Annotated in this window: 9 protein-coding genes and 2 pseudogenes; all 11 read left to right on the forward strand. The window is 35.2% G+C overall.

The annotated features are described in order from the left end of the window. Positions 1 to 23: 23 nt before the first annotated feature. The 11 genes and pseudogenes from glaH to QFZ28_RS13275 all read left to right on the forward strand — a co-directional run bounded on the left by glaH (position 24) and on the right by QFZ28_RS13275 (position 12102). On the forward strand, positions 24 to 938 hold the full coding sequence (gene glaH, locus QFZ28_RS13225; RefSeq protein WP_307195056.1) for a glutarate dioxygenase GlaH: 915 nt from the start codon (positions 24 to 26) through the stop codon (positions 936 to 938). 66 nt (positions 939 to 1004) lie between these two features. Continuing rightward, entirely contained in the window at positions 1005 to 2024 is a 1020-nt protein-coding gene (locus QFZ28_RS13230; RefSeq protein ID WP_307195057.1) for a zinc-binding dehydrogenase, read from the forward strand. Further along, a pseudogene (locus QFZ28_RS13235) lies at positions 2021 to 2412 on the forward strand (SDR family oxidoreductase); the annotation flags it as partial. The gene QFZ28_RS13230 and the pseudogene QFZ28_RS13235, both read left to right, overlap by 4 nt. Positions 2413 to 2626: 214 nt before the next feature. Continuing rightward, entirely contained in the window at positions 2627 to 3847 is a 1221-nt protein-coding gene (locus QFZ28_RS13240; protein WP_307195058.1) for a cytochrome P450, read from the forward strand. Between the two features lie 226 nt (positions 3848 to 4073). Then, complete coding sequence (locus QFZ28_RS13245) at positions 4074 to 5492, forward strand: aldehyde dehydrogenase family protein (RefSeq protein WP_307195059.1); 1419 nt, start codon at positions 4074 to 4076, stop codon at positions 5490 to 5492. A 175-nt stretch (positions 5493 to 5667) separates the two neighbouring features. Continuing rightward, the gene (locus tag QFZ28_RS13250) at positions 5668 to 6753 is read left to right on the forward strand and encodes an NAD(P)-dependent alcohol dehydrogenase (RefSeq protein WP_307195060.1); all 1086 of its coding nucleotides are present in this window, start codon (positions 5668 to 5670) and stop codon (positions 6751 to 6753) included. 125 nt (positions 6754 to 6878) lie between these two features. Further along, positions 6879 to 7310, forward strand: a pseudogene (locus QFZ28_RS13255) (TRAP transporter substrate-binding protein); the annotation flags it as partial. A gap of 162 nt (positions 7311 to 7472) precedes the next feature. Next, on the forward strand, positions 7473 to 7781 hold the full coding sequence (locus tag QFZ28_RS13260; RefSeq protein ID WP_307197022.1) for an enoyl-CoA hydratase/isomerase family protein: 309 nt from the start codon (positions 7473 to 7475) through the stop codon (positions 7779 to 7781). 1169 nt (positions 7782 to 8950) lie between these two features. Continuing rightward, on the forward strand, positions 8951 to 9940 hold the full coding sequence (locus tag QFZ28_RS13265) for an amidohydrolase family protein (RefSeq protein ID WP_307195061.1): 990 nt from the start codon (positions 8951 to 8953) through the stop codon (positions 9938 to 9940). 39 nt (positions 9941 to 9979) lie between these two features. After that, the gene (locus tag QFZ28_RS13270; protein WP_307195062.1) at positions 9980 to 10774 is read left to right on the forward strand and encodes a 2-keto-4-pentenoate hydratase; all 795 of its coding nucleotides are present in this window, start codon (positions 9980 to 9982) and stop codon (positions 10772 to 10774) included. Between the two features lie 248 nt (positions 10775 to 11022). Beyond that, positions 11023 to 12102, forward strand: coding sequence for a TRAP transporter substrate-binding protein (locus QFZ28_RS13275; protein WP_307195063.1), 1080 nt, complete (start codon positions 11023 to 11025; stop codon positions 12100 to 12102). Positions 12103 to 12173 lie beyond the last annotated feature (71 nt).

Below are 12173 nucleotides of genomic sequence, written 5' to 3' on the forward strand. Positions count from 1 at the left end.
GAGAATTAGGAGGAATAAAAAAAATGAAATATGTTCAAAACACAAATGAATATGTTATTCGGCTCCAAGATAATCAAAAACATTTATATCATATTGATATTAATGAAAATGTATTAAACGATTTTTTGGCCAAAGTAAAGGATATTAACGTACAGCGTATAGAATATGTTCCGTTTATGCGCTTTTTTATAGCAAGTGAGTTAAGAAACTTAATTGGTGAAGATTTTCATAAAACACTTAAAGGGATATTGCAAGAAAGAGAAACAGGTGGTTTTACATTAGGTGTAGAGCATGTAACGAATGATAAGAATGATTATTTAAAAATTTCTACCGCGATTACTCATTTGGTAGGGATTTCAAACTTTGATTCGATGACTGGAACCTATTATGCTAGTTTTGATGTAACGCATTCGGATGATAGTGATACCTATTTGCGACAGCCATATCGTACTTTAGAGTTTCATACTGATGGTACCTTTGTGAAACAGCGTACTGACTGGCTTCTTATGATGAAATGGGAGGAAAGAAACGCCAACGGTGGGGATTCGCGGCTTTTGCATTTAGATGACTGGGATGAGATGGACAAATTCAGAAATCATCCGCTTGCAGGTCATAAGTTTAAGTTTTCTTATGCCCATAAACAAAGTAAAAAAACAGAGGACGATGTCTATAAAACTACCTTCTTTGAGATGAATAATGCTACATGTATTAACTTTAACGACCAGGCGACGCATCCGGAGACGGTTGAACAGGGCGTTTATTTAAAGGAGCTTTCTGATTCCATGGAAAATTCGCCTGGAGTTCAGACTTTACCATTGCCAGAAGGAAGATTAGTTATGTTAAATAATCATTTTTGGCTGCATGGAAGAGAGGCATTTAAGGAGGACCAGGGTTTATTTCGTCAACTAATGAGACAGCGAGGAAGCTTTGGGAACTAGTAATTTAGTGGGTTTTTATTAGGGTTACTGAAATTTTAAAATTTCAAAGTCAGGAGGTCGATGCGAATGATAGCAGCGATTTTAAGGGATGTTGTCAAACCTGGTGAAAAAATTGCAGAAATATATCTTGAGAATGTTCCGGATCCAGAACCGGACACCGGTGAAGTAGTTGTACGTTTAAAAACAGCAGCTTTAAATCGACGTGATGTCTATATTCGCCAGGGACTCTATCCAAAGATTACAGCACCTTCTATTCTAGGTTCAGATGGGGCTGGTATGATTGTGAAACTGGGTGAGGATGTCCAAGGGATGGAAATAGGGGATGAAGTGATAATAAATCCTGGTCTAGATTGGGGAGATGACCCTAATCGGCCAGGTCCTGGTTTTTCTGTGTTGGGTATGCCAACAGATGGAACCTATGCAGAGTACATTAAAATATCTGCAAAAAGTGTCTTTCCAAAACCAAAGCACCTTACTTGGGAGGAGGCTGCTGCTCTTCCATTAGGTGGTTTAACCGCTTATCGGGCCGTGGTGACAAAAGGTCGTGTTAAGACTGGGGATACAGTGATTATTCCTGGGATTGGAGGGGGTGTTGCAACTTTTGCACTCCAGATAGCTGTTGCTAAAGGAGCCAAAGTTTATGTGACATCAAGCAGTAATGAAAAAATAGAAAAGGCGATAAAACTTGGTGCTTCAGGCGGTGTGAACTACCGTGAACAAAATTGGTCCAAACATTTAAAAGAGCTAACAGGTGGGGCCGACTTATTAATTGATAGTATCGGGGGAGAAGTATTTCCGGAATTAATTAGCCTTGCTAATTATGGTGCCCGAATCGTTTCGTTTGGAGCAACTCTTGGTCCGGTTAAAAAAGTAGTTATGCCTCGTATTTTTTTTAAGGAACTGACTATTAAGGGTACTCAGTTGGGATCAGACAAAGATTTTGTTGAATTAATAGGTCTATATGAAAAAAACAAGATAAAACCAGTGGTCGATAGTGTCTTTTCACTTGAACAGGTTAACGATGCACATAAAAAAATGGAGAGTGGCTCCCAGTTTGGTAAAATAGTCTTATCCATTTTATCTTAAATGGCTGGCATGCAGTCGTTGATATCGTCTTAAATGGAACTTGGTATTGCACTCAAGCTGTTGCAAAAGAATGGATAAATAATAACCAACCTGGTTCGATTTTAAATATTTCAACTTCCTACTCATGGACAGCTAATCCAGGTACGGTTCATTATTAGCGATGGATCGTACCCTTGCTGTAGAATGGGGGCATTATGGAATTAGGGTGAACGTAATTGCCCCTGGCCAAATTGCTAGAAAATATTAGGAAATATTCCTTTAAAGCGTTTAGGAAATACAGAGGAAATTGCGAATCTTGCAAGTTTTTTACTCTCAAAGGTCGGAATATATTAATGGAGAATGTATAATTATGGACGGTGGTCAGTGGTTAACAAAAGCTAGTTTTTAAGTTGATTTATGCAAAACAATAATAGTTCAATTAGTAGGGTATCACTATCCATTTTGAAATGAAAGAACCAAGCAAATAACAGAGGTACTACGTGCTGAGAATGAATAAATCATGTGTAAGGGGAGAAATAGTTGTAATAGAAATAAAAGTAAAATTATGCATAAAATATTTTGAATATTATAAAAATTAATATTCTAGGAGGAGTTAATAAACCATGAGCCAATCAAATCGAGTTGTTAATCCATTAATTGCCTTAAGTATGTTAAAAAGGAACGATAATTCGTTTAATCCTTTCCCTTGGTATAAAAAAATGAGGGAAGAATCCCCGCTACTTTATAATGAAGAATTGGATTGCTGGAGTGTTTTTTCATATGAAATGGTCAAAAGAGTAGTAGAAAATAAAGACTATTTTTCAAGCGCAACTGGGGTAAAAAAGGAACAATCCTTATCAAGGTCAATGATAACTATGGATCCTCCTCTGCACACAAAAATACGCAGTATAGTAAATCGTGCTTTTACTCCGAGAGTCATGAAGGCATGGGAACCGCGTATACATGAGATTACCAATGAATTAATTGCAAAAATGGAAGGGAAACGAGAAATAGATTTCATTGAGGAGTTTGCAGGACCATTACCAGTTATAGTAATTGCTGAAATGCTGGGAATTCAGTCAACAAATATGAAAAAGTTTAAAGAGTGGAGCCATATTATATTCAGTACACCAGTTGATAATTCTGATGAGGAAGTACGAATATGGAAAGAAGCCAAATTAAAAGCAGAAGCGGAATTGGAAGAATTCTTTAATGAAATTATTGCTGACAAGAGAAAGAATCCAGGTGACAATGATATTATTTCTATATTAGTTAAAGCAAATGAAGTTGGGGAAAAGTTATCTGGAGAATACATTGTGCCATTTTGTAACTTATTATTGGCAGCTGGTAATGAGACAACAACGAGTTTAATTGGCAATTCCATCTATACTTTCGCAGAGCAGCCAGAAATCTACCGAAGTCTTCAAAGCAATCCTTTGTTAGTATCACATGCAGTTGAGGAATCGTTAAGATTTCGAAGTCCTGTCCAAGTAATGAGAAGAATTGTTAAGAAAGACCTAGAGTTTTATGGTCAACAATTAAAAGAAGGACAACTCGTATTTTTCTTTCTTGGAGCAGCGAATCGTGATGAACGTGTGTTTGAAAATCCAGAAATCTTTGACTTGAATCGCTCAAATAAAAGAGATCATATGGCATTTGGCGGGGGAATTCATTTTTGCTTAGGTGCTCCTTTGGCAAGACTTGAAGCAAATATTGCTATATCAAGTTTACTAAAGAAATATTCAGCTTATGAGTTTCCTTTAACATTTGAACTTGATCCAATTCCTAACAGCGGTGTGGGCTATGGTTTAAATAGTCTTAATCTATTATTAAAACATAGATAATGTATCTTAAACAAGTATTTACTATATTAAATAAATATTTATTATTTTAAACTCCATAGCTTACTAGGATTGGATCCAAGTATGTAGTGCCTAGTAGTCTATTAAATTTCAAAAATAGTCCAATCATTTCGGATAACACAGATTATTAATAATAGGACAATTTAAACTAAATGGGATACTAATTGTGATTAATTGACACAAACAATTTAAGGAGGGAAATTTCTTGATGATTAAATCTATGGATGAATTTACTTTGACAATCAATGGAAAGCAAATAGAAACGAAAGAAACGATAGGAGTGATTAATCCAGCAACAGAAGAAATAGTAGGCCACGCACCTGTAGCCAGTAAAAATGATTTAGATCTGGCAGTAAAAGCTGCAAGAAGTGCCTTTCCAAAATGGGCCTCTAGAAGTTTTGAAGAACGAAGTGAATTAATTTTACAATTTGCAAACGCTATATCCGAGAATCAAAAAGAGTTAGCAAGTCTTTTAACTCTTGAACAGGGGAAACCCCTTTCTTTTGCAGAAAGAGAAATTAACATGGCTGTTTATTGGTTGAAGGAAAGTGCAAATCATAGGCTGTCCACTGAGGTTCTTGAAGAATCAGAAACAACTTATATCGAAAAACACTACACTCCACTTGGTGTAGTTGGGGCCATAGTCCCATGGAACTTTCCAGTACTCCTTGCAATGTTTAAAATTCCATTGGCACTTTTATCTGGAAATACTTTGATCGTTAAACCATCGCCATATACACCGTTAACAACCTTAAAGATTGGGGAAATTGCAAGTACAATTTTTCCAGATGGAGTTTACAATACACTATCAGGGGATGATGCTCTTGGTCCGATGATTACTGGGCATCCAGGTATTGATAAAGTTAGTTTTACTGGTTCAACTGCAACAGGAAAAAAGATTATGGAAAGCGCTGCAAAGAATCTAAAGCGTGTTACCTTGGAACTTGGAGGTAATGATGCAGCAATTATTTTACCAGACGTATCTATTGATGAAGTGATTCAACCGATATTTTGGGGGATGTTTCTAAATAGTGGGCAAGTTTGTATTAATGCAAAACGTATTTTTGTCCACCATGACATTTACGATAAATTTGTGGATAAATTAATCGAATACGCAAAAACGGTACGTGTAGGTAATGGTCTAGAACCTGCTTCACAGTTAGGACCAGTACAAAATTTAGTTCAATATAAAAAGGTAAAGAATTTAATAAAGGAAGCCAAACAAAATGGTTTAAAATTTGCATTCGAAGGAGAAGCCCCCAGATCGGGCTACTTTATTCCAGTGACCATTGTGGATAATCCTCCAGAAAATGCAAGAGTCGTAACGGAGGAGGCGTTTGGACCTATAGTCCCTCTATTAAAATATCAAAGCTATGAAGAGGTCATAGAACGTGCGAATAGGAGCCAATATGGATTAGGCGGTTCAATCTGGGGGAAGGATATCGAGTTAGCCAAATCCATTGCTGATAAATTGGAAACAGGAACAGTGTGGATAAATGAAATAGGTGCTTTATCTCCTACAATCCCTTTTGGAGGCCATAAACAATCTGGCTATGGAATTGAGGGTTCGGTGGAAGGGCTCAAAGAGTATACAAATACAAAAATTATTAGAATCAACAAAAGATAATAATCCTAGATTTTATATTCTAACCAACTTACTATATTTCTTTCTGTTAGGAATTTGTAATTTAGTGAGGGGAATTTCAATTGAGAGTTGCTTTTGATCTCTTCCTTGACTATGTTCTTATTTATTTTTTTGGAACATAGATCCAAACAATAATGAATTGATAGGAGGTATTCCCTTGAAAATTAAAGCAGCGGTTACTCACAATATCGGTGAAGATTTTAAAATTGAAGAAGTAGAATTGTCGAATATAAAAGAGAATGAAGTATTAGTAAAAATAGTTGCAGTTGGTGTTTGCCATACTGATGCAGTTGCATGGCAAGCGGGCATTTCTCCCTTTCCGATTGTATTAGGACATGAGGGTTCTGGAATTGTAGAGAAAATTGGTTCAAATGTTAGAGCAGTTCTGCCTGGAGACCATGTTGTTCTGTCCTATTCCTCTTGTCGTGAGTGTGCAAATTGTCTTTCCGGACATCCCTCGACATGTATAAGGTTCGCCGATTTAAACTTTAGGGGAAAAATGGAAGATGGGTCAACTCGCTTATCCCAGAACAACCATCCAATCTCAACATTTTTTGGTCAATCTTCTTTTGGGACCTATGCTATTGCGAATGAAAAAAACATTGTAAAAGTAGAAAAGGATATTGATTTAGCACTATTAGGGCCCCTCGGGTGTGGAATCCAAACAGGTAGCGGGACGGTATTAAATAAATTAAGACCAGGTTTTGGTTCTACTATCGCAATTTTCGGATGTGGTGCAGTAGGCTTAAGTGCGGTAATGGCAGCTAAAATTGCAGGATGCAAAAGTATAATTGCAATTGATATAAATGATGAACGATTAAATTTAGCTAGTGAAATAGGGGCAACTTATATTTTGAATGGCAGCAAGGAAGATGTAGTAAACGAAATTACAATGTTAACTAATGGGGGTGTAGATTTTGCTTTAGAGACCACCGGGGTGCCCAATGTTGTGAAAAAATCAATAACAGCGTTAAGACCTCATGGAAAATGTGCAGTTGTTGGAGTAACACCAGAAACAACACTTGATATCAATGATATGGTATCCAAAAGTAAAACATTGATAGGAGTTATCGAAGGAGATGCGATACCTCAATTATTTATCCCCGAATTAATTGCGTATTACAAAGATGGTAGGTTTCCATTCGATAAATTGGTAAAATATTATCATTTTGAAGAAATAAATCAAGCATTTGAAGATTCTAAAGAAGGTTTGACTATTAAACCAATATTGAGAATAAATTGAATGTGAAGTTATAGAGAAACTATTAAACCGTGTTATTTTGGTTAATCCCAATAATATCCCTATCAAAATGAGGTTATTTGTATATTTAAAGTTCAAATCAAACGCCTCCTGATGCATTACAGAAGAAGATAATAAATGCAAATATCTTTGGAGGTACCGGAACCATTTCAAATAGTTATTACGAGGTGGCTCCTTATTTGACAAAAGTGGATGCTTATATGACATATAATGTCCCAGTTATGAATCGTAAATTTTATAATTCACTACCAGATGATATTAAGAAGATATTTGATGAAGAGTTAAATCCAAAATTTGTTGAATTAATGACAAAATCATATCTCAATGAAATTGAAAAACTTGATTCGCTTTTTGTTGATAGTGGAGGGAAAGAAGTTATTACCCTTTCAAAAGAGGAATTGGATAAATTCAAGGGAACAGTGAAACCGATATGGGATCAATGGGTTGAAGATGCGAATGAAAGAGGTTATCCAGGGGAAGAAATGATGAATGACTTTATCGAATTGCGCAAAAGTGAAGGGCTTCAAACTCATTTCTAATATTTTAATATTAGAAATTTTAAAGGGCTGGCTTAATAAAAAATTCATTTATTTTTGAGTGCAGCCTATATTTTTATCCATTTTATTAATATTGCTAGGAAAGGAGAATGAATCATGAATTAAAATTATACCAATATCCTCGTAGAAAAACCTACATCAAAAATTGCGGTACTGAGCTTAATTAATACCGAAACATTAAATTCTTTGACTGGCGGGGTGATTGATGATTTAACTGATTTTATCACCAAAATTAAAATGGATGAGCAAACCACAGTTTTAATCATGCGTGCAGATGGGACAAAGGCAATTAGTAGCGGTATGAATTTTAAGGACGTGTTTCCTTCAGAATTAAATACTACTGCACACGCCTACTCGATTCAGCAAAAGCTATGTGATGTCATTGCTGGCATAAATAACACTCATCAAATTGTGATCAATCTATCCTTTGGGCACTGTAATTTACAAGCTTAATTAAATTTTCTAATTGTATTAAAAATGAATTGGGACTCCTAATTCAAATACATATTAAACGGGAGTGATATTGAATCAACCAACCTTTACTGAGACTAAGCCTTGCCTGAGTTGCTAAATGTATTTTGAAAAATTAGTCAAAATTCGGAACGCTACAAGATTTGATTTAAATTAATTCCTTTTTTTAGAGCTGTTCCCAAATTTAAAACAATTATGGGAATAGCTTTAATTTTTTTCAAGCAATGATTATCGACCAAATACTAGTATTAACTAAAACTATTGTCAAATCTTGTAATCTGATACAATAATATAGTATATTTAAGGGCTTCATTCCTCCTGCTTTTTTCCTAGTTACTAGTATTCCCTTTGGAAATGAAAACCTATTTATTACAATTGGATCAAAAAATATATGATTATTAAGATTTTTTAGACAATATTGTCAAAAAGGGAATAAAATAATAATTTTTGGTTGCAATATTCTGATAATTAGATTAATATAAAAATATAGAATGTTACTGATAACAGTTACCGTATAACGGTATATTTGAATTTAGGGGAAACAAAATGGAAACCATTAAAAAAGATTTGATAAGGTATGATCTTGAAAAATGTTAATTTAAAGTTCCACGCCAAGCTTTTTACGAAAAAACATTTTTAAAGGAAGAAAAGGTAAAAATTATTTTTCTAAATGTTGGCTTTATGTTGGTCATGAATCGGATCTACTAAAAAAGGTGATTTTCGAACTAGGAGAGCAGGAGGGCGCCCAATTGTTTTTACTTGAGGACAGGTTTGCGAAATTAGGACATTCATTAATTCTTGTCTCATAGAGGGGTAATAGTTTATCGGGGGCAGAAGGGAATACAAAGCGTTTCGCTGTTTTTATCAATCTTGGGCATATAATAATGAAGGGGGATTAGTTGGACAACCCGGACCTTAGACGGGTATCTTGGAAATATTTTTAATAGGAAAATTATTAAAACCACTCAACAGAATTGGAAGCGTTTTATTTAGTGAGTAATTGCATAAAGAATTTAGCTTGTTGATAATGTCAAGTATCAGATTGCTTTCCCAATAGTTATTTCTTTAAAACAAATGAAGGAAATTGTGAGAAAAAAAGGTATTAAGGTTGGCAACATCCAAAATTATTTAAAAAGGATGACGGTTTATTAATGATAATTGATATGCACACCCATTTTACTCCAGAAAAATTGCCGGAAATGAGGAATCTGGCTGGTAGTAACCTATGGCCAATAATGGAAATGACAAGTGAACAAACTGGCAATGTCCTAATTTCAGGAAAGGTGTTCCGGAAATTAACCAATCAATCATGGGATGCTAACCGACGAATAGAAGACATGGATAAAGAAGGTATTGATATTCAAGTGATTTCGCCAATGCCCGAACTTTTATCCTATTGGTTTGAGCCTGAAGATACATTGGAGTTTTCTCGATATATTAATGACAAACTATCCGAACTAGTTCAGGTAAATCCTAAAAGGTTTTACGGGTTGGGAATGGTTCCCTTGCAGGATCCTCAATTAGCAGCAAGGGAGCTAAAAAGATTAAAAAAGGACTTTAACTTAATTGGGGTAGAAGTAGGGAGTAATGTCAACGGACGTCCTATCGGTGATCCTTATTTTCATCCTTTTTTTGAAGCTGCCGAAGAGGAGGGCATGGCAATATTTGTTCATCCCCTCCATCCTTTAGGGAAAGAAAGATTAATAGGACCGATGCAACTCCAAGCATATATTAACTTCCCATTTGAAACAGGATGGGCTGGAGCATCTCTTATCACTGGTGGTGTTTTAGAAAAATACCCGAATTTACGTATTGCATTAAGTCATGGTGGAGGAAGTTTGTTTTCCATTTTACCTAGATTAGAACATGGTTGGAAAACAAATGAAAGCCTTAAAGCTTTAATGAAAAAGTCTCCAATGGAATACGGTAAAAAGTTGTATTTCGATACTTTAGTATACGACGAACTTACATTACGGCATTTAATAAACCTGATTGGAACTAGTAATTTACTTATAGGGTCCGATTACCCATATCTTATTAGAGAAAAATCCCCAGGGAACCGGGTCAAAATGCTCAATCTTACTGAAGAAGTGGAGAAAAGTATTTTTAAGGCCAATAGTTTAAAGTTTCTCGGAATTTAATAAGTAAAATTTTAGCTACATATAGAAAGGTGAAATACGATGAATGGAAATAATCATAATCAAATAAGTGAGATTGCAAATTATTTATGGCAAGCAGAATTGGGGGGGGAAGAAGTTACTAAAATAACAGAAATTTTTGATAATGTTACTTTAGAAACTGCCTATCAAGTTCAACTAGTAAACATTAATAAAAAGGTTACAAATGGAGATAAAATAGTTGGGAAGAAAATTGGCCTGACGTCAAAAGCAATGCAAGATCTATTGCAGGTCGACCAACCAGATTACGGTCATTTACTTGCTAGTATGAGTGTGCAAAATAAAGGCTTAATCTCTGTAAATCAAGTGTTACAGCCGAAAGTAGAAGGAGAAATTGCCTTTGTCCTAAAAAAGGATTTAACAGGTCCAGAGGTAACGGTAGAGGATGTGCTTGAAGCAACAGATTATATATTGCCAGCTCTTGAGATTGTTTCTAGTAGAATAAAAGATTGGAAAATATCATTGAATGATACGGTTGCAGATAATGCTTCTAGTGGTTTATTTGTATTAGGGGAACAACCAATTCCTGTTGAAAAAGTAAACCTTAAAACAATAGAAATGGAATTCTTCAAAAATAAATCATTGGTAAATACTGGGGTAGGAACTGCAGTATTGGGAAATCCAGCTTATTGTGTTGCATGGCTAGCTAATAAACTGTCTGAGTTTGGAATTTCCCTGAAAAAGGGGGAAATCATTTTATCAGGTGCGCTGTCAGCTGCTGTAGATGCTGTTGAAGGGGATTTGTTCACTGCCCGTTTTACACACCTTGGTGAAGTAAGTGTTAACTTTAGTGAGTAAAAAAAGGGGGGTGATGAATAAACGCTCTAGTAAACGCTTTTACAATCCTTTTGATATTTTTAAGTGGTTACATTTAGGTCTTGTTATAATACCAAGTTTGAAAAGGAAAACCACAGAAAATTAATCAAGATTTTTAGATAAGAATAAGTTAAACATAAACCATTTTATATTAACTACTATTAATCTACCTAGTTTTGTTGATTTATTATTAAAGACAAAAACTATTCAATCAATTAGGAGGATCTTACATGAGAGTAAAGAGTTTAGGTATTTTTGGTATTATCTTTGGAATTGTATTATTTTTATCAGGTTGTGGTGGTTCTGATAGCACAAGTTCTAGCGATGAATCTAGTGGGGAATCAGAAGAATCAATAACAATGGTGACTAATTTTTGGCAACCTACTGCACACCACACAGTGAAAAATGCATTTGAACCTTGGGTGGATTACGTAGAGGAGAAGACCAATGGGAGAATCAAGGTAGACCTATACTCCGGAGGAGCACTTGGTTCTTCAACAACTGTATTACAAGATGTTAGTGGTGGTGTTTATGATTTTGGTGGTCCATTGGTTCCAACATACCATTATGATACAGAATTATTTCCACTGACAATTGGAGATTTGCCTTTCGCTTTCCCTGATATCGAAAGTGCAACTCGGGTAATGGATCAATTTATTGAAAAGCATGCACAAGATTCATTTAAAGATATTGTGTATATGGGGATTGGTGCAAGTGATCCATATACATTGATTTCTAGCAAACCGATTACAAAGTTTGAACAAATGAAAGGGTTAAAATTAAGGGTAACTGGAACTGTTGCTGGAGAACTTGCAAAGGGTTGGGGAAGTACGCCTGTGGCTGTTGCATATGAGGATACGTACGATGCCCTTCAAAAGGGAATTGTAGACGCTAATATCTTCCCTTCAACTGGATCGATTTCTAATAGTTATTTTGAAGTAGCACCATATTTGACAAATATACCTGCTTACATGTCCTATCAAGCACCGGTTATGAATCGTGCTTTTTACGATAAACTTCCAGACGATTTGAAGAAATTATTTGAAGAAGATTTAGCACCTAAATTGATAGAAATGTATGAGGATACCTATTTAGCAGAGGTTGAAAAAATTGAAACGGAATGGATTAATTCTGGTGGAAAGGAATATAAAGAATTTCCAGAGGAAGAATTAGACAAATTTAGAGGGACAGTTAAACCAATTTGGGATAATTGGGTCAAAGAGGCTAATGGTCGAGGCTTGAATGGTGAAGAAATGATGAACGACTTTATTGAATTGTTAGAGAGTGAAGGACTTAAAGCACCATTTTAATTCGTTTCTCCACAGGTATCTATACCCATACTAGGTGTATAGATACCTATTAAAAGAAAGTAGGTGTTTCG

The organism is Neobacillus niacini, from assembly GCF_030817695.1.
GTDB classification, from domain to species: domain Bacteria; phylum Bacillota; class Bacilli; order Bacillales; family Cytobacillaceae; genus Neobacillus; species Neobacillus niacini_F.

Coding starts and splice junctions, on each gene's coding strand:
- glaH (WP_307195056.1), top strand. CDS start 24: ATGAAATATGTTCAAAACACAAATGAATATGTTATTCGGCTCCAAGAT.
- QFZ28_RS13230 (WP_307195057.1), top strand. CDS start 1,005: ATGATAGCAGCGATTTTAAGGGATGTTGTCAAACCTGGTGAAAAAATT.
- QFZ28_RS13240 (WP_307195058.1), top strand. CDS start 2,627: ATGAGCCAATCAAATCGAGTTGTTAATCCATTAATTGCCTTAAGTATG.
- QFZ28_RS13245 (WP_307195059.1), top strand. CDS start 4,074: ATGATTAAATCTATGGATGAATTTACTTTGACAATCAATGGAAAGCAA.
- QFZ28_RS13265 (WP_307195061.1), top strand. CDS start 8,951: ATGATAATTGATATGCACACCCATTTTACTCCAGAAAAATTGCCGGAA.
- QFZ28_RS13270 (WP_307195062.1), top strand. CDS start 9,980: ATGAATGGAAATAATCATAATCAAATAAGTGAGATTGCAAATTATTTA.
- QFZ28_RS13275 (WP_307195063.1), top strand. CDS start 11,023: ATGAGAGTAAAGAGTTTAGGTATTTTTGGTATTATCTTTGGAATTGTA.